We start from the raw sequence: 26,921 nt of genomic DNA on the forward strand, positions 1-26,921 counted from the left end.
ACCGACCGGATGCTGCCCGTCCTGCCCGAGCTGCGGCCGCTGCTCCCCGGACGCGGCCTGCGCCGGGGCGCCACGGTGGCCGTGCTGCCCGGCACCGGCGCCCCGGCGCGGGCCGACGCCCCCACCTCCACCGCCCCGAACCCCACCGCCCCCGGCGCGGTCGGGGCCGGCCCTGAGCACGCCGGCCCCGACCCCACTAGCTCCCACCCCGCTAGCCCTGGTCTTGCTGGTCCTGGTCTTGTTGGCTCTGGTCTTGTTGGTCCTGGTCTCGCTGGCTCCGGTCGCGCCGCCTCCCGCCTCGCCGGCCCCGACCCCGGCCCTGGCCCCGGTCCCGGTCCCGGCCCCGGCCTTGGCCCCGGCCCCGACCCACACGCGGGTGAGGCACGCTCCCGGGGGGCCGCGGGGCCGAAGGGCCGGCGCGGCGCCACCCCCGCCGACCCGCTGCCGGCGGCGCCGGGCGGCGCGTCCTCGCTGCTGCTCGCGCTGCTCGCCGAGGCGTCCCGGGCCGGCTCCTGGTGCGCCGTCGTCGGCGTGCCCACCCTCGGCGCGGTCGCCGCCGCCGAGTTCGGCATCGCGCTGGACCGGCTCGCCCTGGTCCCCAACCCCGGCCCCGAGTGGGCCACCGTGGTCGCCGCGCTCATCGACGGGCTGGACGTGGTGGTCGTCGCCGTCCCGGGCGCGGTCGCCCCGGCGGTCACCGCCCGGCTGGCCGCCCGGGCCCGGCAGCGCGGCGCGGTGCTGGTCCCGTTCGGCGGCTGGACCGGCGCGGACGTCACCCTCCAGGTGCTGAACGCCGCCTGGGAGGGGCTCGGGCAGGGGCGTGGCCGGCTCCGCCGGCGGGCGGTCACCGTCTGCGCCCGCGGCCGCGGCGCCGCCGCCCGCCCCAAGCAGGTCCGGCTCTGGCTGCCCCGGGCCGCGCACGGCTTCGGCCCCGGGGCGGGGGCCGGTGGTGGCGCGCCGGCCGCGACCGCGGTCCACCGAGTGGGTGCGCTGTGAGCCGGCCCGTCCGCACGCTGCTGGTCTGGTGCCCGGACTGGCCCGTGGTCGCCGCCGAGATCGTCGAGGGTGTGCCGGCGCACACGCCGGTCGCCGTCCTGCACGCGAACCGGGTGGTCGCCTGCTCCCAGGCCGCCCGCGCCGAGGGGATCCGGCGCGGGCTGCGCAAGCGGGAGGCGCAGAGCCGGTGCACCCGGCTGACCGTGGTCGAGCACGACCCCGGCCGGGACGCCCGCGCGTTCGAGGGGGTCGTGGCCGCCGTCGAACAGGTCGCCGCCGGGGTGGCGGTGGTGCGCCCCGGCGCCTGCGCACTGGTCGCCCGCGGCCCGGCCCGGTACTTCGGCGGCGAGGAGGCGGCCGCCGAACGGATCGTCGAGCACATCGCGCAGACCTGCGCGGTGGAAAGCCAGGTCGGCATCGCGGACGGCCTGTTCGCCGCCGACCTCGCCGCCCGCGCCGGGCGGATCGTCCCGCCCGGCGGCACCCCCGAGTTCCTCGCCGGCATCGACGTCACCGCGCTGGACCGTCCACCATTGACGGACCTGCTGCGTCGGCTGGGCGTGCGCACGCTCGGTGACTTCGCCGCACTGTCCGGCGCGGACGTGCTGGCCCGGTTCGGCTTCGACGCCGCCCTGGCGCACCGCCTGGCCGGCGGCCACGACCACCGCCCACTCGCCCCCCGCCAGGCCCCGCCCGACCTGGTCGTCACCGACACGTACGACGAGCCGCTGCTGCGCGTGGACGCCGCCGCCTTCGCCGCCCGCGCGCTCGCCGAGCGGCTGCACACCACCCTCGCCGGGTACGGCCTGGCCTGCACCCGCCTGGGCATCGAGGCGGTCACCGGGGACGGCCAGGAACTGCACCGCGTCTGGCGGCACGACGGCCGGCTCACCGCCGCCGCCATCGTCGACCGGGTCCGCTGGCAACTGGACGGCTGGCTCTCCGGTAGCCACCGCCCCGGCGCGGCGGGCTCCCGTCCCACCCGCCCGACCGCCGGGATCATCCGCCTCACCCTGGTCCCCGACGGGGTGCTCGCCCACGTCGGGCTGCAACCCGGCCTGTGGGGCGAGACGGGCGCCGAACGCGAGCGCGCCCACCGGGCGCTCAGCCGCGTCCAGGGCATCCTCGGCCCCGAGGCGGTGCTCACCGCGGTCCTCGGCGGCGGTCGCGGCCCCGCCGCCCAGGCACACCTGATCCCCTGGGGCGACGAGCGCACCCCCGCCCGCCCCGGCGAGCCGACCACCTGGCCGGTCGGCTACACCTCCCCCGAGGACCCGGACGAGGCGCCCCCGGAGCGCGTCCCCCTGCGCCTGGTCACGGCCGGCGAGCCCGAGCCCCGGCCGGAGACGGAGCCGCCGGAGACGGAGCCGCCGGAGACGGAGCCGCCGGACATGGAGCCACAGCCGGACCCGGAGGCGGCGGAGCCCGAGCGGCAGCACGGCGACCGGCCGCGGCTGACCGCCGTCGCGGGCGGCGGCGCCGGTGGTCCGGACGCGGGATTCCGCCCGACGCTGGTCCGGGAGAGCACATCGTCCACAGAGGAGGTGCGGGTCGCGCGGCCCCCGGCGGGTGCTGCCGCAGCGCCGTGCACGGATGGTGCACCGGGCGCTGAGGGTGGTGCGGCGCGCGTGGGTGGCCCCGGGAGCCCGAGCGGCGAGGGCACGCCGTTACCGGCTGCGGGGCGCACGGACGCGCCTGCCCGCCTGAGCGGCGGCGCTGAGGGTGGTGCAGCACGCTCGGGTGCTCCTGCGGAGCTGAGCGATGGGGCAGCGGAGCTGGGCGGCGGCGCGGCGGGTGGCGCAGTACGCCCGGGTGCGCCTGCGGAGTTGAGCGATGGGGCAGCGGAGCTGGGCGGCAGTGCGGCAGGTGGCGTGCGGGGTGGTGTGGGCCTGAGCGGTGCGGCGGTGCCGGGTGGCGGCGCTGTGGGCGTAAATGGCGGCGCGGGGGGTGCTGAGGGCGGCGCGGAGGGCCTGGACCCCTCGACGGACCCGAGCGCCGATGGTGCGGCGGCAGCGGGCCGGTCCCGGGCGGAAGTGCTGCCGCCGGTTGCTGGGCAGGTCACCGGCCCGAGTAGCGCGGGAGCGGCGCGCGCGAACGGTGGGGCGGGCGGCGGTAGGGCGTCGGGGCGCGGGAGTCGGCGGGCGGTGTCGCCGCCGGTGCCGCCCTGGCCGGGTCGGCCCCCGCCACCGGCGCCCGCGGCGGTGCTCCTATCCGCGCTGCCGGTACAGGTGGAGGACGATGCCGGCGAGACCGTGCGGGTGAGCGCGCGACTGGCGGTCAGCGGGCCACCGTGCCGGGTGGTGCTGGGGTCGGGGCGGGTGATCGGGATCGTCGCGTGGACCGGGCCGTGGCCGGTGGACGAGCGCTGGTGGGCGCCGGCCGAGGCGCGGCGGGGCGCGCGGTTTCAGGTCGGGCTGGCGGACGGGCGAGCGCTGCTGCTGGGCGTCTCCGCCGGTTCCTGGCACATCGAGGCCGTCTACGACTGACACCGAGCCAAATCTTGGTACGGGAACGCGCTTCCCGGGGCGAAGGCACACGTAGAGGTGTGGGTGGGAAGGCAGCACGGGAGAGGCGGCGTGGGTTTCAACAATCCGGACATCCCATGGTCAGAGCTGGAGCGGACGCTCAGCGACCACAGCGGCGGCCACGGTGGCGGCAGCGGCGGCCACGGCGGCCACGGCGGCGGCTACGGCGGTGGTCAAGGCGCCGGCAGTGGTCGGAACGGCCGGGGTCAGCAGGGCGGTGAGCAGGGCGGTGGCGAGCGGCCGTACGTCGTCGATCCGCTGGCGATCGACGCGGACGGGGGTGACTCGCCGGCTTGGAGCCGGAAGCGGCAGCCGTACCGCCGCGCGCCGGTGCGGCGTCCCGCCGGCGCCGTGCCCTACGCTGAGCTGCACTGTCACACGAACTTCAGTTTCCTGGACGGGGCGAGCCACCCGGAGGAGTTGGCGGAGGAGGCGACCCGGTTGGGGCTGACCGGGTTGGCGATCACCGATCATGACGGGCTGTACGGGATCGTGCGGTTCTCGGAGGCGGCGCGGGCGCTGGAGCTGCCGACGATTTTCGGGGCGGAGCTGTCGTTGGGGCTGCCCGGTCCGCAGAACGGGGAGCCGGACCCGCTCGGGCGGCACCTGCTGGTGCTGGCGCACGGGCCGGAGGGGTACGTGCGGCTGTCGCGGGTGATCTCGGAGGGGCAACTGGCCGGCGGCGAGGAGGGGCGGCCGGTGTACGACCTGCACCGGGTGGCCGAGGACCTGAAGGACCACGCGCTGGTGCTGACCGGGTGCCGCAAGGGGCTGGTGCCGGGTGCGCTGCTCACCCAGGGGGTCACCGGGGCGGCGCGGGAGTTGGAGCGGCTCACCGCGGTGTTCGGGGCGGAGAACGTGGCCGTGGAGCTGATCGATCAGGGCGATCCGCTCGACGGCGAGCGCAACGACGCGCTGGCGGAACTGGCGAAGGCCAAAGACCTCCCGACGGTCGCCACGAACAACGTGCACTACGCGGCGCCGGGGCGTCGGCGGCTGGCGACGGCGCTGGCGGCGGTGCGGGCGCGGCGGTCGCTGGACGAGATCGACGGCTGGCTGCCGGGCGCCGCCACCGCGCACCTGCGTTCCGGTGCGGAGATGGCGGCCCGGTTCGCGGCGTACCCGGGTGCGGTGGCGCGGGCCGCGCGGTACGGGGCGCAGTTGGCGTTCGACCTGAACCTGGTCGCGCCGAAGCTGCCGGACTTCCCGGTGGCGCCGGGGCACACCGAGATGACCTGGCTGCGGGAGCTGACCATGGCGGGCGCGCTGCGCCGGTACGGGCCGCCGGAGGCGCACCCGCAGGCGTACCGGCAGCTCGAGTACGAGCTGAGCATGATCGAGGAGCTGGAGTTTCCCGGGTACTTCCTGGTGGTCCACCAGATCGTGGAGTTCTGCCGGCGGGAGAACATCTACTGCCAGGGTCGCGGCTCGGCGGCGAACTCGGCGGTCTGCTACGCGCTGGGGATCACCAATGTGGACGCGGTGCGGCACGGGCTGCTGTTCGAGCGGTTCCTGGCGCCGGAGCGGGACGGACCGCCGGACATCGACGTGGACATCGAGTCGGACCGGCGGGAGGAGGTCATCCAGTTCGTCTACGAGACCTACGGCCGGCGGCACACGGCGCAGGTGGCGAACGTGATCTCGTACCGGCCGCGGTCGGCGGTGCGGGACATCGCCAAGGCGTTCGGCTTCTCCCCGGGCCAGCAGGACGCGTGGAGCAAGCAGATCGACCGCTGGGGGAGCATCGCGGCGGTCGACGCGGACGAGATTCCGGCGCACGTCATCGAGTACGCGAACGAGTTGCAGACGTTCCCGCGGCACCTGGGCATCCACTCCGGCGGCATGGTGATCTGCGACCGGCCGGTGGTGGAGGTGTGCCCGGTCGAGTGGGCGCGGATGGCGAACCGCTCGGTGCTGCAGTGGGACAAGGACGACTGCGCCACCGTCGGGCTGGTCAAGTTCGACCTGTTGGGGCTGGGCATGCTGTCGGCGCTGCACTACGCGTACGACATGATCCAGCTCGACCTGGACATCGGCTCGATGGACCTGACCGACCCGGAGGTCTACGCCATGCTCTGCCGGGCGGACTCGGTGGGCGTGTTCCAGGTGGAGAGCCGCGCGCAGATGGCCACCCTGCCCCGGCTGAAGCCGGAGTGCTTCTACGACCTGGTGGTGGAGGTGGCGCTGATCCGGCCGGGGCCGATCCAGGGCGGCTCGGTGCACCCGTTCATCCGCCGCAAGAACGGGCTGGAGCCGGTGACGTTCCCGCACCCGCTGATGCGCAACGCGCTGGAGAAGACCAGGGGCGTGCCGCTGTTCCAGGAGCAGCTCATGCAGTTGGCCATCGACGTGGCCGGGTTCACCCCGGCGGAGGCGGACCGGTTGCGCCGGGCGATGGGGTCCAAGCGGTCCACCGAGCGGATGGCGGCGATCCGGGAGCGGCTCTACGCCGGGATGGCGGAGCGCGGCATCACCGGCGAGTTGGCCGACGACGTGTACCGGAAGCTGGCCGCCTTCGCCAGCTACGGCTTCCCGGAGAGCCACGCGATGAGCTTCGCGTACCTGGTGTACGCCAGTTCGTGGCTGAAGCGGTACCACCCGGCGGCGTTCTGCGCGGCGTTGCTGAACGCGCAGCCGATGGGGTTCTACTCGCCGCAGACGCTGGTGGACGACGCCCGCCGGCACGGCGTGGAGGTGCGCCGTCCGGACATCAACGCCAGCGACGCGAAGGCCGTCCTGGAGTCCACCCCGGCGACCCGGTGGGGCAGCGAGCCCGGTGAGCCGCCGCACCGGTGGGGGCTGGGCGGGCCGGCGGTCCGGATGGGGCTGTCCGGCGTGCGCACTCTCGGCGAGGAGGTGGCCCAGCGGATCGAGGACGAGCGGCGCGCCAACGGCCCGTACGCGGACCTGGGCGACCTGGCCCGGCGGGCCGGGCTGAGCACGGCGCACCTGGAGGCGCTGGCCACCGCGGACGCGTTCGCCGGTTTCGGGCTGACCCGCCGGCAGGCGCTGTGGGCGGCCGGCGCCGCGGCGGGGGAGCGCCCGGACCGGCTGCCCGGCACGTCCGGCGCGACCCGCCCGCCGCCGACCCTGCCCGGCATGGACGACGTGGACAGGCTGATGGCGGACGTGTGGGCGACCGGCCTGTCCCCGGAGAGCCACCCGGCCCAGTTCATCCGCGCCCAACTGGACGCGGTCGGCGCGGTGCCGATCGGGCGGCTCGGCCGGGTGGAGCACGGGCGGCGGGTGCGGGTCGGCGGGATCGTCACGCACCGGCAGCGGCCGGCGACCGCGGGCGGGATCACGTTCCTCAACCTCGAGGACGAGACCGGCATGCTGAACGTCACCTGCTCGCCGGGGCTCTGGCAGCGTTTCCGCAGGGTGGCCCGGACCAGTTCGGCGCTGATCGTGCGCGGCCGGCTGGAGCGGCACCACGGCGTGGTCAACCTCACGGCCGACCACCTCGACGAGATCACCCCGCCGGTCCGCCCGCCCTCCCGCGACTTCCGCTGACGCCGCGAGGCCGGCGCCGCGAGGCGGTGCCGCAGGCTGACGGCGTAAGCCTGCGAGGCGGCGCCGCGGGGCTGATGCCGCGGGGCTGGCGGCGCGGGCTGGGCGCCGCGCGGCGGCGCCGCGGGGCTGGCGCCGCGAACGGGAGGCGATGGTGAGGGGATCGCCACCATCGGCCGGGCGGGGCCTGGCCGGCCCGGCCGGAGTTCCAGGCGATGCGGAAGCGGGCGGTGGAATAGGCTCCCCACCGTGGAGCGCACACCCGCCCGGGTTGCCGGGCCGCACGCCGCCCCGCGGACCGCCGTCGTGTGGGCCGTCCTGGAACGCGAGTTGCAGCGGCGCGGCGGCGGGCCGCTGGAGATCATGGACGTGGGCGGCGGCACGGGCGGGTTCGCCGTGCCGCTGGCCGAGGCCGGGCACCGGGTGACCGTGGTGGACGCCAGCCCGGACGCGCTCGCCGCGCTGACCCGGCGGGCGGCGGAGGCCGGGGTGGCGGAGCGGGTCCGCGCCGTGCAGGGCGACGCGGACGCGCTCGGCGGCCTCGCCGCGCCGGGCAGCGTCGACCTGGTGCTGTGCCACGCGGTACTCGAGGTGGTGGACCGGCCGGTGGAGGTGGTGACCGCGCTCGCGGCGCTGCTGCGTCCGGGCGGCGCGGCCAGCGTGCTGGTGGCGAACCGGGCCGCGGCGGTGCTCTCCCGGGCGATGAGCGGTCACCTCGAGGTGGCCGCCACGCTGCTGCGTGATCCGGAGGGGCGGGTCGGGCTGAAGGACACGCTGCGCCGCCGTTTCGACGCGGGCAGCGCGGCCGCGCTGCTGCTGGGTGCGGGGCTGGCGGTGGAGGAGAGCCACGGCGTGCGGGTGGTGGCGGACCTGGTGCCCGCCGCCGTCGCGGACGCCAACCCGGACGGGCTGCTCGCGCTGGAACTCGCGGCGTCCTCGATCTCCCCGTACCGGGACGTCGCCACCCAGTTGCACCTGCTCGCCCGCCGCCCGTCGGACGAGGAGCGGCTGCCGGGCGCCTTCCCGGCCACCGGCGTCGCCCCGCCCGGCGTCGCGCCCTCCACCGCGGTGCCGCCCACCGCCGCCGCGGTTGACGGGACCGCTGACGGCGCGGGCGCCGCCGGTGCGGCCGGCAAGCCGGCATGACGCTGCTGGAGACGGTCCGGCCGCGGTACGGGGTGGGCAGCCTGGCCGACGTGCTGCCCGGCGCGCTCGCGCTCCTCGGCGTGCCGGGCGCCGCCGACGCGCTGGGCCTGGCCGCCCGGGCCGGCCCGGTGCGCCGGGTGGCGGTCCTGCTCGTGGACGGGCTCGGCAGTCGCACGCTGCCGCTGGCCGCCCCGCACTCCCCGGTGCTGGCCGACGCGCTCGCCGGGCGGCTCGGCACGCTGACCGAGTTGACCAGCGGCTTCCCCTCCACCACGCCGACCAGCCTGGCCTCGATCGGCACGGGAGCGGGCCCCGGCGAGCACGGCCTGATCGGCTTCACCGTGAACGTGCCCGGCACGACCCGGGTGCTCAACCACATCAACTGGTGGGGCGACCCCGATCCGCTGGCCTGGCAGCCGGTCACCACCCAGTTCGAGCGGGCCGCGGCGGCCGGCGTGGCGGTGACCGTGGTCAACCGCCCCGAGTTCGCGGGCAGCGGCCTCAGCGTCTCGGCCTACCGGGGCGCCACCCACGCCGACGCGCCGGACCTGCCGGCGCTCGCCCACGAGATGCTCGCCGCCCTCGCCGCCGCGGACGGGCCCGCCCTCGTCTACGGCTACCACCCGAACGTGGACCGGGACGGCCACCTCTACGGGGTGGACTCGCCCGAGTGGCACGCCGCGGTCGCCGGCCTGGACACCCTGCTCGACCGGCTCGTCGCCGGGTTGCCGCCGGACGCGGTGCTGCTGGTCACCGCCGACCACGGGCAGCTCAACATCCCGCCCGGGAGCCGGTTCGACCTGGCCGCCGACCCGCGGCTGCGCTCCGGGGTGCGGGTCGTCGCCGGCGAGCCCCGGGTGCGGTACCTGCACGTCGAGCCCGGCGCGGCCGGGGATGTGATCGCCACCTGGCGTGCCGTGCTGGGCGGCGCCGCCTGGGTCGCCAGCCGGGAGGAGGCGGTCGCCGCCGGCTGGTTCGGGCCGGTCCGCGAGGAGCACCTGAGCCGGGTCGGCGACGTGGTGGTCGCCTGCCACGACCGGTATGCGGTGCTCTCCACCGGCACCGAGCCGGAGGTCATATCGCGGCTGGTCGCGTACCACGGGTCGTACACGGCGGCGGAGATGCTCGTGCCGCTGTGGAGCGTGCCGGGGAATGTCGGTGGTGGAGGCTAGCCTGCGGGGGTGGGTAGGAGTCAGGCCGTGCCGCGAGGCGGTTCCGAGGGGTTCGGGCCCGACGCCGACGATTCCGGAAGCTGCATCCTGCACGTCGACATGGACGCGTTCTTCGCCTCGGTCGAGGTGCGCCGCCGCCCGGAGCTGAGGGGCCGGCCCGTCGTGGTCGGCGGCGTCGGCCCGCGCGGTGTCGTCTCCTCCGCCAGCTACGAGGCCCGCCGGTACGGTGTGCGCAGCGCGATGCCCACCGCCCGGGCCCGGGCGCTCTGCCGGCACGCCGTGTTCCTGCCGCCCGACTTCGCGCGGTATTCGGCCGCCTCGCGTGCGGTGATGCAGATCTTCCGGGAGGTCACGCCGCTGATCGAGCCGCTCTCGTTGGACGAGGCGTTCCTGGACGTCGCCGGCGCCCGTCGGCTGCTCGGCCGCCCCGCCGAGATCGCCGCCGCGATCCGCGCCCGGGTCGCCGCCGAGCAGGGCATCACCTGCTCGGTCGGGGTGGCCCCGACGAAGTTCGTGGCCAAGCTCGGTTCCACCCGCGCCAAGCCGGACGGGTTGATCGTCGTCCCGGCCGGCCGGGTCCTGGAGTTCCTGCACCCGCTGCCGGTCGCCGCGCTGTGGGGGGTGGGGGAGCGGGCGGCCGAGGTGCTGGCCCGGCTCGGCCTGCGCACGGTCGGCGATGTGGCGCACGCCCCGCCCGCGATGATCCGCTCCGCGCTCGGCGAGGCCGCCGCCGCCCATCTGGTGGAGCTTGCCCGGGGGCGGGATCCGCGCCGGGTCACCCCGGAGCAGGTGGAGAAGTCGATCGGCGCGGAGACCACCTTCGACACCGACATCGCCGACCCGGACGCGCTGCGCCGCACCCTGCTCGCCCTCTCCGACAAGGTGGGCGTCCGGTTGCGCCGCGCCGGCCAGGTTGGGCGGACGGTATCGATCAAGGTGCGGCTCACCGACTTCCGCACGCTCACCCGGTCCCGCACGCTGGCCACGGCCACCGATGTGGCCCGGGAGATATTCGACACCGCGTGGGACCTGTTCCGGATCCTCTCGCCCGGGCAGCGGGTCCGGCTGCTCGGCGTCCGGATGGAGAACCTGTCCGACGAGCGCAGCACGTTCCGGCAGCCCACGCTGGGTGCGCCGGAGCGCGGCTGGCGCGAGGCCGAGGCCGCCGCGGACGCCGCAGCCGCCCGATTTGGTCGATCCGTGGTGCGCCCGGCCAGCCTCCTGGGCGACCCCCCGGGTCCCGCACGGCGGCACGGAAAGGAAAAACCGACCGGAGCGTCGGTCGTCCCGCTTTCCGACCCGCGAACGCCCTCGTAGACTGGCGGGTAAGCAGTCGACTGGCTGCCACGGTCGATTCGGCCCGAACGGGCCGACCTGGGTGTGACCGGGGAGGAGTGCCGTGCCGCTCTCGGAGCACGAGCAGCGGCTGTTCGAGCAGATCGAGCGGTCGCTTGCCGAGGACCCGAAGTTCGCCTCGGCGGTGCGCGCCAGCGACCCGCGCTTCCACGCGCGCCGTCGCCTGCTCGTCGCTGCCGGTGTGATAGTCGCAGGGCTCGCGTTGGTTGTCTACGGCACCGTGCAGGCCAGCCCGCTGCTGGGCGTGGCCGGATTCGTGGTGATGCTCGGCGCCGCCGCCTTCGCGATGCAGTCGCACCGTAAGGCGCAGGCCCCGGACCTGCACGTGGTGGGCGGCACCGCCTCCCGCCGCACCCGGCAGCCGCGCCGGATGTCGCTGATCGACCGGCTTGAGGAGCGCTGGCGCCAGCGCCCCGAAGGCCACCGCTAACCCAGCCCCACCCCTCCCTCCCCAGCACCGCCCGCCGCCCGCACTTCCGCGGCGCATCGGCGAGGCTTGGCCACGGCCGCGGCAAGGGCCCGGCGAGCAGGGCCGCGGCGAGCAGGGCCGCGGCGAGCAGGGCCGCGGCGAGCAGGGCCGCGGCGAGCAGGGCCGCGGCGAGCAGGGGACGGGTCAGCGGGAGGTGCGGGGGGCCAGGAGACGGCGGCGCGGGTTGAGGCGGGATGCGGCGTCGCGGCCCTGGATGAACACGCCCACCACCCGCGCGTAGGCGTCGCCCATCGCCGTGCGCCACCTCAGCAGCACCGACGGGGGCAGCAGGACCGCACGGATGCGCGTACCGCGGCTGACGTGGGTGGCGATGGAACGGCGGACCGTCCCCACCGCCTCGCCCAACCCCTCGGCCCGCATCGCCCGCCGGGCGTACCGGGCGTGCTCCTCCGCCTGACCGAGCAGGCGGGCCGCCGCCACGGCGGGCGGGTCCAACTCGGCCTGCCGGGCGATCCGCTCCGCGGTGACCCGGGTGGTCTCCGCCGGATCGACCGGGAACTGGTAGTCGATCAGGGTGTCGACCAGTTCGTCCCACGCCTGGTGGGCCTCGCGGCGGGCCCGGTCGCCGCCGTCGTCCACGGTGACGGCCGCGCCGCCGGTGCCGCCGCGTCCGCCCGTGCCCGACAGGACGGTGGCGGACGGCTGGCGGACGGCGCGGGCGCGGCGGCGGCGCAGCGCCGCGCGGCGCAGCGCCGGGCTGGCGAGCAGGAGCAGCAGGACCGCCAGCCCGGCCAGGGTCCACCAGACCCACGGCGGGGTCCGGTCTGCCCCCACCGTGCCGGCGTTGCCGCCCTCCTGGGCGCCGTCCCGGCCGACCTGGTCGGCCCGCGGGTCGTCGGTCTCGACCGGCCCATTCGGCGCCGCCGCGGTCGGCGTGACATCGGCCTGGGCGCGGGTGTCCGGTGCCCACGCCGAGGGGGCGGAGCCGGAGACGTCACCGGCCGGGGTGGCGTCGAACGGCACCCAGCCGAAGCCGGCGAAGTACACCTCGGTCCAGGCGTGCAGGTTGCGGTTGGTGAGCGTGTAGACGCCGTTGTCCGGCGCGGCGCCCCGGGTGAAGCCGAACGCCACCCGGGCCGGGATGCCCGCCGCCCGCACCAGCCAGGCCAGGGCGGACGCGTACTGCTCGCAGAAGCCCTGCTTGTTGGTCAGGAAGTTCACGATGTCGCTCGGCGAGTTGCCGGGCTTCGTGGTGGTCGCGTACTTGAAGCCGCGCTCGGGGGACAGGGAGTCGTAGAGGGCGCGGACCTTGTCGTACACGGTGTTCTTGTTGACCACCCGGCTCTGCACCCACTCGGAGATCTCCCGGACCCGGGGCGCGTTGGCGTACCGCTGGTTGGGGTCGTCCGGGGCGAGCGGCTTCGAGGTCCGCAGCGCCTCCGGGTCGTACCGCCGGTGCACGTACGTGAACTGGTACTTCTTCTTGACCGAGCGCGACCGGTTGGAGTAGACGACCTGCCGGTCGCTGTCGTACAGCCAGCCCGAATCCAGTCCCCGGATGGTGAGCGGCTGCCCGTACACGGGCAGGTACGGCTCGTCGAAGTTGAGCACCTCGACGCTGGCGGACCAGCGCTGGTCGATGATCCCGGCCACCCGCAACTCGGTCTCCTGCCCCGACAGGCCGGCGGCGAGCGAGCGGCCGCGCGGGTTGGCGCTGCCGAAGCCCTGCGGGCTGATCTGGTCGGCGACGCCGAAGCGCAGGTAGTACGGGTCCGGGTCGTCGGTGCTGACCCGGACCATGTCGTAGGTGTCGTTCTGGGTCAGCCGGCCGCTCAGCTCGGCGAACAGGTTGACCCGGCCGGGGCCCGGGCGGGGCGACCCGTCGCCGGTGCCGTCGTCGCCCACGCCGGCGCCGACGTTGTCCAGCAGCCCGCTGGTCATGCCGGGGATGGCCAGCGGGACCAGGACCGCGGCGAGCACGCCGACGACGGCGAGGCGGCGGCCGGCGGCGGCGAGCGGGGACGGCTCCCACAGGTCCACGTCCCGGCCCTCGCCGGTGAACCGGCGGCCGAACCGGCGCACCCGGTCCACGTTGTCGGTGACGAGCAGCCAGAGGAAGCCGAGCGAGCCGATGCCGAACGGGATGGCCGGGACGCTGTCGGTGTGCACCGCCACCGGCACCGAGTAGATCGCCAGCATGGGCAGGCCGGCGAGGGCGGGCCGGCGCAGCCCGACGGCGAGCACGTCCACCACGATGCCGACCGAACCGACCCCGGCGACCGCCAGGAACAGCAGGCCGGGGCGGTCGGGCACGGGGATGCCGTAGCCGCGCACGTCGTCCATCGCCTGGGCGAGCAGGGCACCGAACCGGTCGAAGGTGGCGCCCGAGGGGAGCACGCCGATGAACTCGTGACCGCTGGGGAACAGCCAGGTCAGCACGAGCAGCAGGGTGCCGGCCATGGCGCCGACCTGGGCCGACAGCGGCGCCCGCAGCGCGCGGGCCAGCGTGGCGGCGCCGGTAACCAGGGCGATCGTGATGCCGACCTGGAACAGCCAGGTCCACTGCTCGAAGATCGACGTCAGCGGCGCGGCGGAGAGGAAGGTGGCCGCGGCGGCGACGAGGCCGACGTTGCGGCGGGAGTTCACCGCACACCTCCGGCGACGGTCTCGGCGAGCGCGGCGCGGACCGCGAAGCCCTGCTGGCCGCGCGCGGCCAGCGGCCACAGCGCCGGCAGCTTGGCGCCGTGCGCCACCGGGACGACCCGCCAGCCGGCGTGCACCAGCGCCAGCCGGGCGGCGCCGTGCTCGCGGTCGGCCTCGGCGCGGGCCGGGTCGGGCAGGTTCAGCCAGCTGGTGCTGTCGATCAGGAACGCCACGCAGGTGGCGTTGTTGCCGCGCAGCTGACCCAGCAACTCCGCCTCCGGGACGGTCAGCGTGCCGAGCAGGGCCAGGATCAACCCGCCGTCGGAGCGGTGCCGCACCCGCTCGACCAGTTCGGCGAGATCCGCCCGCTGGGCCAGCTTGACGTCGGCCAGGTGGTCCAGCAGGGCGCCCTCGCCGCCCGCCTCGGCGGCGTCCACGTCGATGCCGGAGCCGGTGACCATGCGCAGCTTGTAGCCGTTCTGGCGCAGGTGCACGGCGACGCTGGCGGCGGCGGATACCGCCCACTCGAAGCTCGCGGTGGGGCCCTCGCCGCGGTGCGCGGTGGCGCGCGTGTCCAGCACGACCGTGCCGCGGCTCTCCCACGGCTGCTCCTCGCGGCGGACCATCAGCTCGCCCACCCGCGCGGTGGAGCGCCAGTGCACCCGGCGCAGGTCGTCGCCGCGCCGGTACTCGCGGGTGGCCGCGTCGTCCTCGCCGTGCACCGCCACCGAGCGGGCCCGGCTCTCCCCGGTGCCGGCGAACTCGCCCGCCAGCCGCACCTGCGGCAGCGGGTGCACCTGCGGGATCACGGTCAGCCGGTCGACGCTGGGGAACGAGCGGGTCAGCTCGCACAGTCCGAACGGGTCGGTCAGCCGGACCACCAGCGGGCCCACCTCGTACCGGCCGCGCACATCCGCCCGCACCGTGTACGCCACCGAGCTGGCCTGGTGCGCGCCGAGCCGCTCCAGCACCACCCGGGGGCGGCTGCCCAGCGCGTACGGGAGGCGGTCCTCCAGCAGCAGGGTGCCGGTGGGCAGCCGGGACATGTTCTGCAGCCGCAGCACCACGCGGGCGCTGGCGCCGACCGGCACCCGGTGCGGCTCCAGCGTGCGGGTGCAGGCCAGCCGGTACCGGGAGCGGCCCACGTAGCTTGCGGCCAGCAGGGGCAGGACGGCGAGCAGCACGGCGACCCGCAGCAGGTCCTTCTCGCCGAGGATCAGCGCGGACAGGGCAGCCGCGGCGGCGGCGGCGAGGAACGACCGCCCCCGGGTGGTGAGCCCCCGCAGCGCCTCGCGCATGGTCAGCGCCGCCGCGGGTCGTACGGGTTGGTGTCGCCCGCCTCGGGCGCCGGTGGCCGGGTGTCGTACGGGGAACGCTGCCGCTCGCCGGGGACGGGCAGCCGGTGCACCAGGTCGGCGACGATCGCGTCGGTGGTGCGCCGGGCCAACTGCGCGTCGGCGGTCGGGATGATCCGGTGCGCCAGCACGGGCACGGCGAGCGCCTGGAGGTCGTCGGGGAGCACGAAGTCGCGCCCCTCCAGGGCGGCCACCGCGCGGGCGGTGCGCAGCAACTGGAGGGTGGCCCGGGGGGAGGCGCCCAGGCGCAGGTCCGGCGCCTCGCGGGTGGCGTTGACCAGGTTCACCGCGTACTGCTTGACCGGCTCCGCCACGTGCACGTCCCGGACGGTGGCGATCAACCGGCGGACGGTCGCCGCGTCGGAGACCGGGCTGATCTGGGTGAGCGGGTCCTCGCCGGAGTGGACGTCGAGCATCTGGAGTTCGGCGCCGGCGTCGGGGTACCCCATGGCGATGCGGGCGGTGAACCGGTCCCGCTGCGCCTCCGGCAGTGGGTAGGTGCCCTCCATCTCGATCGGGTTCTGGGTGGCCACGACCATGAACGGCGTCCGCAGTTCGTAGGTGGTGCCGTCGACCGTGACCTGGCGCTCCTCCATGCACTCCAGCAGGGCCGACTGGGTCTTCGGCGAGGCCCGGTTGATCTCGTCGCCGACCACCAGGTTCGCGAACACCGCGCCCGGTTTGAACTCGAAGTCGTGCGTCTCCTGGTTGTAGACGCTGACCCCGGTGACGTCGCTGGGCAGCAGGTCGGGCGTGAACTGGATCCGGCGCACCGAGCAGTCGATGGACTTGGCCAGCGCTTTGGCCAGCTTGGTCTTGCCCACGCCCGGGACGTCCTCGATCAACAGATGACCCTCGGCGAGCAGGACGGCGAGCGCGAGCCGCACCGTGGCGGTCTTGCCCTCGATCACCTTCTCGATGTTCGCCACGATGCCGTCGGTGGCGGCGCGGAACTCGTCGCCGGGCAGGGTCTCCCCGAGCTCGTCCCAGGTGCGCTCTGTCGTCACGTGCCCTCCTCGTCGTACCCCCGGCTGCCCCATATGAGTCTCTGGGTGTGCCGTTAGGTTCGCGGGAGTTCGGCCAGGTGTGCCCCGCACGTGGTTTCACCCGCGTTACCACAGGCTAGCCCCGGCACACGGGAAACGCCGCCCCCACCAGACACCCGCGAACCACCCCGACGCCCCGCCCGGGCACGCGGTAGACTGCCTGACATGGCCGGGGCCTTCCTGCTCCTTCGCTAGCCGTGCCGCCGCCGGAGTCCCGGCGACCGCACGGCGACCCCTCCTGAGCGAGGGGCTTTTTTGTGCCCTCGAAATCCAACGCACCGATCGGCCCCGAACGACTTGGAGTGACGACGATGAGCGAGGCAGTCGAGACGGCGGTGGATACCGCGCCCGCGGACATCCCGCCGTACCGCTACACGGCCGCGATGGCCGACGAGGTCGAGCGGCGCTGGCAGGACCACTGGGAGGAGAACGCGACCTTCCGGGCGCCGAACCCGACCGGCCCGCTCAGCGAACCGGACCACCCGCGGGCGGGCGCGCCGAAGATGTTCGTGCTGGACATGTTCCCGTACCCGTCCGGCGCCGGGCTGCACGTCGGGCACCCGCTGGGCTACATCGGCACCGACTGCTACACCCGGTACCTGCGCATGGTCGGGTACAACGTGCTGCACCCGATGAGCTTCGACGCGTTCGGGCTGCCGGCCGAGCAGTACGCGGTGCAGACCGGCACCCACCCGCGCAAGACCACCGAGGCCAACATCGAGCGGTACCGGTCCCAGCTGCGCCGGCTGGGCCTGGCGTACGACACCCGCCGGTCGTTCGCGACCATCGACGTCGAGTACTACCGGTGGACCCAGTGGATCTTCCTGCAGATCTTCAACGCCTGGTACGACCCGCGGGTGCGCCGGGCCCGGCCGATCGGTGAGCTGATCGCCGCCTTCGATTCCGGGATGCGCAGGACCCCGGACGGGCGCCCCTGGGCGGAACTGTCCCCGGTGGAGCGCCGCCGGATCGTCGACGACCAGCGGCTGGCATACGTCTCCGAGGCGCCGGTGAACTGGTGCCCGGGCCTGGGCACGGTGCTGGCGAACGAGGAGGTGACCGCCGACGGCCGGTCCGAGCGCGGCAACTTCCCGGTCTTCAAGCGGAACCTGAAGCAGTGGATGATGCGGATCACCGCGTACGGCGACCGCCTGCTGGAGGACCTGGACACCCTGGACTGGCCGGAGCCGATCAAGCTGCAGCAGCGCAACTGGATCGGCCGCTCCACCGGCGCGCACATCAAGTTCACCATCGCCGCCGAGGCGGTAACGCAGAGTATCCAGGTCTTCACCACCCGGCCCGACACCGTCTTCGGCGCCACCTACATGGTCCTGGCGCCGGAGCACGCGCTGGTCGACCGGCTGGTTCCGGACGCCTGGCCGGACGGCACGAAGCCGGCCTGGACCGGGGGCCACCCCGACCCGCGCGCCGCGGTCGCCGCCTACCGGGCGTTCGCCGCGGGGCGCACCGAGGCGGAGCGCACGGCCGAGGCGAAGGAGAAGACCGGCGTCTTCATCGGCGCGTACGCCACCAACCCGGTCAACGGCGCGCGGATCCCGGTGTTCATCGCGGACTACGTGCTGGCCGGCTATGGCACCGGCGCCATCATGGCCGTCCCCGGCCAGGACGAGCGGGACTGGGCCTTCGCCGAGGTGTTCGACCTGCCGATCATCCGCACCGTGCGCCCGGCCGAGGGCTTCGACGGCAAGGCGTACACCGGCGACGGTCCCGCGATCAACTCCGGCTTCCTGGACGGCCTGGGCGTCGCCGACGCCAAGGCGAAGATCATCGACTGGCTGGAGGCCAGCGGCCACGGCCGGGGCGCCGTCACGTACCGGCTGCGCGACTGGCTGTTCAGCCGCCAGCGGTACTGGGGCGAGCCGTTCCCGATCGTCTACGACGAGACCGGCCTGCCGGTCGCGCTGCCCGACTCGATGCTGCCCGTCGAGCTGCCCGAGGTCGCCGACTTCGCGCCGCGCACGTTCGACCCGGACGACGCGGACACCGACCCGGAGACCCCGCTGTCCCGCAACACCGACTGGGTCACGGTCGAACTGGACCTGGGTGACGGGCCCAAGCGGTACACCCGGGAGACCAACGTGATGCCGCAGTGGGCCGGCTCGTGCTGGTACGAACTGCGCTACCTGGACCCGACCAACGGCGAGAAGCTGGTCGACCCGGCGAACGAGCGGTATTGGATGGGACCCCGGCGCGACGGCGACTCCGGCGGCGCGGACCTGTACGTGGGCGGCGCCGAACATGCGGTGCTGCACCTGCTGTACGCCCGGTTCTGGCACAAGGTGCTGTACGACCTGGGCCACGTGAGCAGCTTCGAGCCGTTCCACAAGCTGTTCAACCAGGGCATGATCCAGGCGTACGCGTACACCGACGCCCGGGGCGCCTACGTGCCCGCCGAGGAGGTCGTCGAGGAGGCCGGCCGGTACGTCCACAACGGCACCGAGGTGCGCCGCGAGTACGGCAAGATGGGCAAGTCGCTGAGGAACGTGGTCACCCCCGACGAGATGTGCGCGACCTACGGCGCGGACACCTTCCGGGTGTACGAGATGTCCATGGGCCCGCTGGAGGTCGCCCGCCCCTGGGAGACCCGGGCGGTGGTCGGCGCGCAGCGGTTCCTGCAGCGCGTCTGGCGTGCCGTGGTCGACGAGCACACCGGCGCACTGCGGGTCACCGCCGAACCGGCGGACGAGCAGACCCGGCGGGTGCTGCACCGGGTCATCGAGGGCGTCCGGGGCGACCTGGAGAACCTGCGGTTCAACACCGCCATCGCCAAGCTGATCGAGCTGACCAACGCGCTGACCCGCCTGCCCGCCACCCCGCGCGAGGTCGCCGAGCCGCTGGTGCTGATGGTGTCCCCGTTCGCCCCGCACCTGGCCGAGGAGCTGTGGTCCCGGCTGGGCCACGCCGGCTCCCTGGCGTACGAGCCGTTCCCGGTGCCGGACCCGGCCCTGCTGGTCGCCGAGTCGGTCACCTACCCGATCCAGGTGAACGGCAAGGTGCGCGGCAAGGTCGCGGTCCCCGCCGACGCCGACCAGGCGGCGGTCCGCTCGGCGGCCCTGGCCGCGGTGGCCGACCAGATCGGTGACAGCGCCCCACGCAAGGTGATCGTCGTACCCAACCGCATGGTCAGCATCGTCCTGTAGCGCTCGACGCGGGGCCGTCCGGTGGGGCGGCCCCGCGTTTTGTCGCCCGGCCCACCGACGCCGCCGAATACGCCCGCGTCAAACGCGACCTGGCCGCCGCGAACCGGCACGACCGCCCCGCCTGCCGGGGCGGAAAGGCGCTCTTCATTCGGGAACTCCTCGGCCGGATCACCCGGTCAGCCTGACACCACCTGGGCGGCGGTGAGGGCGGCGGGGTACCGGGCGGCGCGGTGGGTGCGGCGGCGGTTGAGCCGCCACTGCGCGACGACGACGGCGGTGGCCACCAGGCCGAGCAGGGACGGGGCGAAACCGAACCAGTTCATGCCGTGCGGGTTCACCGCGGCCGCGCCGACGGTGGCGTAGCCGACCGTGGACGGGATGCTGGCCAGCACGGTGCCGACCAGGTACGGGCGGATGCGCGCGCCGGTGGTGCCGTAGCCGTAGCTGACCAGGCCGAAGCCGCCGATCGGCAGCAGCCGGACGGTGATGACGCCGAGCACGCTCTGCCGCTCGAACCAGGAGTCCAGTTTCGCCAGTCGGCCCCGGACCCGGGCGGCGACGAAGTCGCGGCCGAGCAGGCGGCCGAGGGCGAAGGCGATGACCGCGCCGATCAGGGTGGCGGCCAGGGCGTAGCCGGTGCCGCCGACCGGGCCGAAGAGGGCGCCGGTGGCGAGCGTGATGGCGGTGCGCGGGACCATCGCGATCAGCAGCAGCGCGCCGCCGAGCACCGCGATGACCGGGCCGGCGGGGCCGAGGTGGCCGGCGGCCTCGGGGATCTCGCGCAGGCTGGGCATCGGGGCGAGGAACGCGCCGCCGGCGAGCGCGCCGATGACGGCGAGCAGGAGGATGAACCGCCGGGCGGAGCGCCGCCGCTGGTCCGCGGCAACCGGGGCGGCCGCGAGCGCGGCAACCGGGGTGGCCGGCACGGTCACGGCAACCGGGGCGGCCGCGTCTGCGGCAACCGGGGTGGCCGCGAGCGCGGTCACCGGGGCGGCCGTCACGGGCGCCCCGCGGGAGCGGCGACGGCGGCGCGGCGCTCGGCGCGCAGCCGGTCCGGCCAGGTGTCGTCCAGCGGGGGCAGGCGGTCCGCGCCGATGGCCCAGCGCAGCAGCAGGTCCGCCAGGGCGGGGTTGCGGGCCAGGGCGGGGCCGTGTGAGTAGGTGCCGAGGGTCTTGCCGAACCAGGCGCCCTCGGTGGTGCCGTCGTTGCCGACGCCGGTGGTGACCCGGGCCAGCGGGTTGACCCCGCGACCGAGGTGGGTGCGCCCGCCGTGGTTCTCGAAGCCGCTCAGCGGCGGCAGGCCGAGGCGGGGGTCGATGTCGCCGGCCAGTTCGCCGACGGCGCGGGTGGGTCCGCGGTCGGAGTGCAGGTCGAGCAGGCCGAGGCCGGGGCACTGCACGCCCTTGGCGAAGAACGAGTGGCCGAGCAGCTGGTACCCGGCACAGATGGCGAAGATGACCGAGCCGCTCTCGGCGCTGGCGCGCAGGGTGCCGTCCGCGGCCAGGCGCTGGGCGGCGAGCGCCTGCGGACCGTCCTCGCCGCCGCCGATCAGGTAGATGTCGGCGGAGCGGGGCACCGGCTGGTCCGAGCGGACCTCCATGGTCTCGACCGGCAGCCGCCGCTGCTCGGCCCGGCGGGCCAGGATCAGCACGTTGCCCCGGTCACCGTAGGTGCTGAGCAGGTCCGGGTAGACCCAGACGATCCGGATCCGCGACTCGTCAGTTGACACGGTTCAGCTCCGCTCGGATGTCCTGGAACGCCGAGTAGTTGGCGATCACTTCCAGCCGGCCGGGAGGTATGGCGGCGACGGCGTCCTCGAAGGACGTTACGTGCCGGAACGGTACGCGGTTCACTTCGAGGCGTACCGCCAGGTCGTAGGCGCGGTCACCGGTGATGAGCACCGGGCGGCCGTCGGCGAGCGGGGAGAAGTCGACGTCGTACAGCCAGGACGTGTCCCGGCCGTCGGGGTCGCGGGCGTTGATGGACAGCAGGGTGGGCGCCCGCTCGGCCATGTCGAACGCCTCCAGCCAGCTGGCCGGGTTCTTGGCCAGCAGCAGCCGGACGATGCGGCCGTCCCGCTGCACCTGCGCGTACCGCCCGGCGATTGAGGTGACCCGGGCCAGCCGGGGCACCGCATCGATCGGCCGGACGCCGAACTGGGCGGCGACGGCCAGCGCGGTGGCGGCGTTGCCGATGTTGACGCTGCCGGGCAGCTGGAGGGTGACCTTGTGCCAGTGGCCCAGCGGGTCCAGCACGCCGTCGTCCTCGACCACCCACTGCGGCTCGGGGCGGCGCAGCGGGCAGCCGGTGCACCACCACTGGTTCTCGGCGCGCTCGATGTGCGACCCGCACTCCGGGCAGACCCAGGAGTCGTCGTGCCAGCGCTGGCCGGCGCTGAACCAGGTCACCGAGGGGCTGGCGACGGCGGCCCAGACGACCATCGGGTCGTCGGCGTTGGCGACCACGGCGACCTTCGGGTGGTTGGCGAGCGTGGTGCGCCACAGTTGCGCCATCATCGCCACCTCCTTGGCCCGGTCCAGTTGGTCGCGGGAGAGGTTGAGCAGGGCGACCGCGCGGGGGTCGGTGGCCGCCAGCACCTGCGGCAGGTAGTGCTCGTCCACCTCGAGGACCGCGTACGGCGTGGCGCCGGCCTTGGCCAGGGCGGAGGTGTGGCCGCTGGGCATGTTGGCGCCGAACGAGTTGGTGGCGACGTCGCCGAGCACGCCGACGGCGGCGGCGGTGAGCCGCGTGGTGGTGGTCTTGCCGTTGGTGCCGGAGACGAGCGCGACCTGCCGGCCGGTGGCGAGGTGCTTCAACAGGTCCGGATCGATCTTGAGGCCGATCCAACCGCCGATCACCGAGCCGTCGCCGCGGCCAGCGGCGCGGGACAGCGCGGCGGCGGTGCGGGAGACCTGGCTGGCGACCTTGGCGCGCAGGGGGAGCTTCGCGTCGGGCACGACGGCGAGGGTACCCGACGCGCGACCCGCCCCGGCTTGGGCGCTCCGCCGTCGACCGGTCATCCACCCTCCCCTCTGGTCGCCCGTTCGGACAACCGTTCGGAGCCGACCGGTGGGTCTCCGGTGGAGAGCCCCGACCGGTCACGGAAAGTTTCTGTGGGGCTCTCGCCGTGATCGTTCGACAACGCCCGGCCGCCCGGGAGTGGCCGGTAGTGACATGTCGGATAGCTCGTGCTTCCCCGGGTGGGGAGGAATATGCCGGATCCGCTCCACGGAAGAGTGATTACTCAGCGTTATCACGGAAAACCGTTACAGAGGCCGGGTCGCCGTGCTGCGCAGCTCGGTGACCGCGCCGACCAGGTGACGCCGAGCCCCTGCCCGCCCGGCGGCGCCGATTGTTCTGTCGTCAACCCGCGCGGAATCCAGGGCAGGGGGTCGGGGGACCCACATCGACCCGGCGCCACCGGGCCTCAGAGCCGATCGGCGTGCCTGAGAGCCACCACCCGTGTCCGCGGGCCATCGTGCCCGAGGCGCACGGGCCGCCAGGCCGCAGCGCCTGGCCGGGCCGCGGGGCGCGGGTCTCGGGGTGAAGCCGCACGACCGCGGCCGGACGACACCCTTCCCGCTCGAATCCAACAGCTAACTCCGCAGGCGTGTCCGGAGGGAATCTCACTGTGCCCGAGTCCTACGCGGGCCGGCACCGGCTGCCCATGGCCGGATCCGGCTCCTCCCACCTGTCCCGTTCGGCCCTCGGCCTGGCGCTCGGCGCCGGCCTCTGTGCCGGCCAGTTGATCTCCGGCGGTCCCGCCTCGGCGGCGCCCGCCACGGTGCCGCGGGCGGCGCCGGGCCCGGTGGCCGCAGCGGTCACCGCGGGCCAACCGGTGGCCGCCCAGGCGGTACGGGTCGCACCGACCTTCACCCGCAAGACCGTCCGGTACGGCCAGTCCGTGCTCGTCGCCGCCCACCTGGTCGACCGGCGCACCGGCGAGGCGCTGGGCAACCGACCGGCGACCATCCAGTACACGGTCGGCCAGGGCTGGCGGACCGCCAAGGTCATGAACACCTCGGCGGCCGGCAACGCCTGGCTGACCAGCAAGCCCACCCGGGAGACCGCCTACCGGATCCTGGTCCCGGGCGCAAACAGCGGCGAGATCCGGGTGAAGGTCACCGGCGTCCCGCAGTCCACGGTGGGCGACCGGGTGGTCGCCGAGGTGCGCAAGGAGGTCGGCAAGCCGTACCGGTTCGGCGCGGCGGGCCCGGGGGCATTCGACTGCTCGGGCCTGACCAAGTTCGTCTACCACAAGGTCGGCCGCGAACTGCCGCACAAGGCCGACAGCCAGCAGCACTACGGCCGGGCGGTCGCGAAGTCGGCGGCGCAGCCGGGCGACCTGATCGTCTTCCGCAGCGGCTCGTACGGGTACCACGTGGCCATCTACGCCGGCGATGGCTACATCTACGACGCGGCCAAGCCGGGTACCCGGGTGGCCAAGCGGAAGATATGGGGCAACAACTACGTGGTGCGCCGGCTGGTTTAGCCGACGGGGCGCGGACGAATGTAGCGGGGCGGACCCTATGGCGGTCCGTCCCGCGGCGCATTCGCCGGTCCCTCGATCGTGTCGGAAAGCGGACCCCGTGGTGCGCCCCGCCGCGCCCCTCCACTCCGCTCCACCGCCTCTGACCAGCCACTTTTCACCCTTCTGGCGGCCTCAATGGAGCGCATTCGCCTTGCGGGTGGAGGGAAGTGGAGTAGAGTGGAGGGCGATGGCGGGGCTGGGAGTTCCCGTCGGCCTCGGGGGGTTCGCGAGGGGGTGGGCCGGTGTTTCTCGGCACGCACACCCCGCGCTTGGACGACAAGGGCCGGCTGATCCTTCCGGCCCGGTTCCGGGACGAGCTGGCGGGAGGTGTCGTGATCACCAAAGGGCAGGAGCGCTGCCTCTACGGGTTCCCGATGCCGGAATTCCAGCGGATCGCGGAGCAGTTGCGGGCCACGCCGATGACGCACAAGGCCGCCCGGGCGTACAGCCGGGTGTTCTTCGCCAGCGCGCACGACGAGGTTCCCGACAAGCAGGGCCGGGTGACGATCCCGGCACATCTGAGGGAGTACGCGGGCCTGGACCGGGACCTGGTGGTCATCGGGGCGAGCAGCCGCGTGGAGATCTGGGACAGGACCTCCTGGGAGACCTACCTCGCCGAGAGCGAAGACGAGTTCGCGGACATCGAGGAGGGGGTGCTGCCAGGCGGGCTGTAGGGCGGGGGCACCCGGCCCACCGGCGCCAGGTGCCGCACCGGCCGGTGCTCCAGCGGCGCGCGAACGCCGCACGGGACCGGGCCGCCCGGCGCACCGTGAGATCTCCAGCCGCTCTCGCTCCTGACATCTCTTCCCCGATGCCAGGCGCGGGCCGCACCGACCGCCGGTCGGGGAACGGCGGTGAGCGGATGGGGATCTGGCGGTACGACGAGCGGCCCGCGGCCACCACGGCGCGACAGGCAGGGTCGCGTGGCTGCGGCAAGGGGGTCGACGGTGGGGGAGCTTCGGGGCACGCATGTGCCGGTGCTGCTCGGGCGGACGCTCGAGCTGCTGGCCCCCGCGCTGGACCTCGCCACCTCGGCCACCCGCCCGGCGGTCCACGTGGACGCCACGCTCGGGCTCGGCGGGCACGCCGAGGCGGTGCTGCGGGCCCACCCGCGGGCGGTGCTCGTCGGCATCGACCGGGATCCGGAGGCGCTGGCGCTGGCCCGCCGGCGGCTGGCACCGTACGCGGACCGCACGCACCTGGTGCACGCGGTGTACGACCAGCTGCCGGAGGTTCTCGCCGAGCTGGGGCTGGCCGAGGTCGACGGGGTGCTGTTCGACCTCGGCGTCTCCTCGCTGCACCTCGACGCGCCCGACCGCGGGTTCGCCTACGCGCGGGACGCGCCGCTGGACATGCGCATGGACCAGAGCCGCGGCCTCACCGCGGAGGACGTGGTCAACGGCTACCCGGCCGGGGAGCTGACCCGGGTGCTGCGGGTGTACGGGGAGGAGCGGTTCGCCGCCCGGATCGTCGGCGCGATCGTGCGGGAGCGGGAGCGCAGCCGGCTGACCTCCACCGCCCGGCTGGCCGAGCTGGTCCGGGAGTCGATTCCGGCACCGGCCCGCAGAACGGGAGGAAATCCCGCAAAAAGAACGTTTCAGGCGCTTCGGATCGAGGTAAACGGGGAACTGGCCGCGCTGGAGGTGGCGCTGCCGGCGGCGCTGGACGCGCTGGCGCCCGGCGGCCGCGCGGTGGTGCTGTCCTACCACTCGCTGGAGGACCGGATCACCAAGCGGGCCATCGCCGCCCGGGCCCGGGCCACCGGGCCGGTCGACCTGCCGGTCGAACTGCCCGGCACCGGGCCGACGCTGCGACTGCTGACCCGGGGCGCCGAGCAGGCGGGCGAGGCGGAGGTCGCGGCGAACCCGCGGGCCGCGTCGGTCCGGCTGCGCGCCGCGGAACGGATCGACGAACGGCGGCGTACCGCCGCGCAGGCCGCCCGCGAACGGCCGCGCCGCGGTGCTGCGCCAGGCGGGCCGGGCGCCGCGCAGGCGCAGGCCGGTGACGTGCGGGGCGGTATCACCGGGCGGGCGGCGGGGGGACAGTCCGCCGGCCCGATGAGCCCCGAGGAGGAGAGAGGGGGAGGGTAGATGACGTATCAGCAAGGCGACCCGCGGGGGACGGGCGCGCAGCCGCGGTCGGGGGGCCGGACCACGGAGGAGCGCGCGGCGGCGGGTCGCTTCGAGAGCGACGGGGCGACCGCGCTGGCACCGCGCCCCGGCCGCCGGGTCCGGGCGCAGAGCCCGGCCGGCGAGCGGGCGCCGCGGCTGCGGGTCGCGCCGCCGGCGCCGGTGGTGGTGCCGCGCACGCCGTTCATCGTGCTCGTTCTGCTGGCCGTGGTCGGCGGCGTGCTGGGCATCCTGGTGCTCAACACGAAGATCAACGAGAACGCGTTCAAGCTGCAGGATCTGCAGGAGAGCCAGGCCGCGCTCAACGACGAGGAGCAGAGCCTGAACCAGCAGATCGCGCAGTACGAGGACCCGGGCAACCTGGCCGCGCTGGCCCGCAAGCTGGGCCTGGTGCCGGCCGGCGTGCCCGCGTACATCCGGCTGCCGGACGGCAAGGTGGTCGGCGTGCCGCAGCCGGCGGGCGGCTCCGCCAGCCTGGCCGCCGACCAGCCCGCCGATCAGACCGCGACCGGCGGGCCGTCGGGCCCGCCGGTCACCGGGCAGCGGGTGGGCCGGTAAGCCCATGCCGCAGCGCCCCTCGGAGCCGCACCGGGAGTCACACAACCAGGCTCGGCGTCCCGATCCGCCGTACCGCCAGCCGCGCCGGGGCACCGACCCGCCCCAGCGGTCTGGTGGGGCGTCCCCGGCAGCCGGCCGGGAGCGCCCCACCGGACCGCGGCGCGGCGCCCCCGGGCGAACGGGCGGCGACCCGGACCGCGATGAGGGGCTGTCCCGAGGCGGGATGTTCGGCGCGCGGGCGTACACCCCGAGGGGGCGCACGGTCCGGGAGTCCGGGCCACCGGCCGACCGGGAGCGCGTCGCCGCGGGGCGCCCGGACGGGGGCGGGGAGCGCGCCGGCCGGGGAGCGGCCCGGTCCCGCCC

At 75.0% G+C, this 26,921-nt stretch carries 16 protein-coding genes, 2 pseudogenes and 1 riboswitch; of the genes and pseudogenes, 12 read left to right on the forward strand and 6 right to left on the reverse strand.

What is annotated here, in order from left to right; all coding sequences use genetic code 11:
• Positions 1 to 414: 414 nt before the first annotated feature.
• The 7 genes and pseudogenes from KJS59_RS23470 to KJS59_RS23500 all read left to right on the forward strand — a co-directional run.
• Positions 415 to 996, forward strand: a pseudogene (locus KJS59_RS23470) (hypothetical protein); the annotation flags it as partial.
• Positions 993 to 3,482, forward strand: a complete 2,490-nt coding sequence (locus KJS59_RS32445) for a DNA polymerase Y family protein (protein ID WP_249714772.1) — start codon at positions 993 to 995, stop codon at positions 3,480 to 3,482. The pseudogene KJS59_RS23470 and the gene KJS59_RS32445, both read left to right, overlap by 4 nt.
• A 90-nt stretch (positions 3,483 to 3,572) precedes the next feature.
• The gene (locus KJS59_RS23480) at positions 3,573 to 7,034 is read left to right on the forward strand and encodes an error-prone DNA polymerase (protein WP_376771248.1); all 3,462 of its coding nucleotides are present in this window, start codon (positions 3,573 to 3,575) and stop codon (positions 7,032 to 7,034) included.
• Between the two features lie 246 nt (positions 7,035 to 7,280).
• A pseudogene (locus KJS59_RS23485) lies at positions 7,281 to 8,021 on the forward strand (methyltransferase domain-containing protein); the annotation flags it as partial.
• A 152-nt stretch (positions 8,022 to 8,173) separates the two neighbouring features.
• The gene (locus KJS59_RS23490; RefSeq protein WP_213455134.1) at positions 8,174 to 9,349 is read left to right on the forward strand and encodes an alkaline phosphatase family protein; all 1,176 of its coding nucleotides are present in this window, start codon (positions 8,174 to 8,176) and stop codon (positions 9,347 to 9,349) included.
• A 9-nt stretch (positions 9,350 to 9,358) separates the two neighbouring features.
• Entirely contained in the window at positions 9,359 to 10,666 is a 1,308-nt protein-coding gene (locus tag KJS59_RS23495) for a DNA polymerase IV (protein ID WP_213455135.1), read from the forward strand.
• 82 nt (positions 10,667 to 10,748) lie between these two features.
• Positions 10,749 to 11,135, forward strand: a complete 387-nt coding sequence (locus tag KJS59_RS23500; protein ID WP_213455136.1) for a DUF3040 domain-containing protein — start codon at positions 10,749 to 10,751, stop codon at positions 11,133 to 11,135.
• 183 nt (positions 11,136 to 11,318) lie between these two features.
• Here the strand turns inward: KJS59_RS23500 and KJS59_RS23505 are convergent, their stop codons facing one another.
• From KJS59_RS23505 to KJS59_RS23515, 3 genes are read right to left on the reverse strand one after another with little or no spacing between them, the layout of a single operon-like run.
• A complete protein-coding gene (locus tag KJS59_RS23505; RefSeq protein ID WP_213455137.1) occupies positions 11,319 to 13,781 on the reverse strand; it encodes a transglutaminase family protein in 2,463 nt (820 codons plus the stop codon).
• Positions 13,778 to 15,076: a DUF58 domain-containing protein gene (locus KJS59_RS23510; protein WP_213455138.1), complete on the reverse strand. Its 1,299-nt coding sequence runs from the start codon at positions 15,074 to 15,076 to the stop codon at positions 13,778 to 13,780. Before KJS59_RS23510 ends, KJS59_RS23505 begins: the two co-directional genes overlap by 4 nt.
• 2 nt (positions 15,077 to 15,078) lie before the next feature.
• Positions 15,079 to 16,140, reverse strand: a complete 1,062-nt coding sequence (locus tag KJS59_RS23515; RefSeq protein ID WP_249714774.1) for an AAA family ATPase — start codon at positions 16,138 to 16,140, stop codon at positions 15,079 to 15,081.
• 350 nt (positions 16,141 to 16,490) lie between these two features.
• Here KJS59_RS23515 and leuS point away from each other — a divergent pair, with 350 nt between their 5' ends.
• Complete coding sequence (leuS, locus tag KJS59_RS23520; RefSeq protein ID WP_213455140.1) at positions 16,491 to 19,340, forward strand: leucine--tRNA ligase; 2,850 nt, start codon at positions 16,491 to 16,493, stop codon at positions 19,338 to 19,340.
• A gap of 176 nt (positions 19,341 to 19,516) precedes the next feature.
• On the opposite strand, the gene KJS59_RS23525 is transcribed toward leuS, so the two are convergent.
• From KJS59_RS23525 to KJS59_RS23535, 3 genes are all read right to left on the reverse strand, one after another.
• Positions 19,517 to 20,272 (reverse strand): TVP38/TMEM64 family protein, encoded by a 756-nt coding sequence (locus KJS59_RS23525; RefSeq protein WP_376771250.1) that lies wholly within the window; start codon positions 20,270 to 20,272, stop codon positions 19,517 to 19,519.
• 65 nt (positions 20,273 to 20,337) lie between these two features.
• A complete protein-coding gene (locus tag KJS59_RS23530) occupies positions 20,338 to 21,069 on the reverse strand; it encodes a type 1 glutamine amidotransferase (protein WP_213455141.1) in 732 nt (243 codons plus the stop codon).
• Positions 21,059 to 22,297: a Mur ligase family protein gene (locus KJS59_RS23535; protein WP_249714776.1), complete on the reverse strand. Its 1,239-nt coding sequence runs from the start codon at positions 22,295 to 22,297 to the stop codon at positions 21,059 to 21,061. Before KJS59_RS23535 ends, KJS59_RS23530 begins: the two co-directional genes overlap by 11 nt.
• Positions 22,298 to 22,840: 543 nt before the next feature.
• A riboswitch (cyclic di-AMP (ydaO/yuaA leader) is annotated at positions 22,841 to 22,967 on the forward strand.
• A 4-nt stretch (positions 22,968 to 22,971) separates the two neighbouring features.
• Between KJS59_RS23535 and KJS59_RS31405 the strand changes: the two genes are divergently transcribed.
• The 4 genes from KJS59_RS31405 to KJS59_RS23555 all read left to right on the forward strand — a co-directional run bounded on the left by KJS59_RS31405 (position 22,972) and on the right by KJS59_RS23555 (position 26,558).
• A complete protein-coding gene (locus KJS59_RS31405) occupies positions 22,972 to 23,832 on the forward strand; it encodes a C40 family peptidase (protein WP_249714778.1) in 861 nt (286 codons plus the stop codon).
• Positions 23,833 to 24,113: 281 nt separating this feature from the next.
• On the forward strand, positions 24,114 to 24,545 hold the full coding sequence (mraZ, locus tag KJS59_RS23545; protein ID WP_213455143.1) for a division/cell wall cluster transcriptional repressor MraZ: 432 nt from the start codon (positions 24,114 to 24,116) through the stop codon (positions 24,543 to 24,545).
• Positions 24,546 to 24,818: 273 nt separating this feature from the next.
• On the forward strand, positions 24,819 to 25,961 hold the full coding sequence (rsmH, locus tag KJS59_RS23550) for a 16S rRNA (cytosine(1402)-N(4))-methyltransferase RsmH (protein WP_213455144.1): 1,143 nt from the start codon (positions 24,819 to 24,821) through the stop codon (positions 25,959 to 25,961).
• Positions 25,962 to 26,558 (forward strand): hypothetical protein, encoded by a 597-nt coding sequence (locus KJS59_RS23555; RefSeq protein WP_249714780.1) that lies wholly within the window; start codon positions 25,962 to 25,964, stop codon positions 26,556 to 26,558. It begins immediately after the preceding gene.
• Positions 26,559 to 26,921: the final 363 nt, after the last annotated feature.

The sequence above is a fragment of the Rhizomonospora bruguierae genome (assembly GCF_018397995.1).
Classification (GTDB): domain Bacteria; phylum Actinomycetota; class Actinomycetes; order Mycobacteriales; family Micromonosporaceae; genus Rhizomonospora; species Rhizomonospora bruguierae.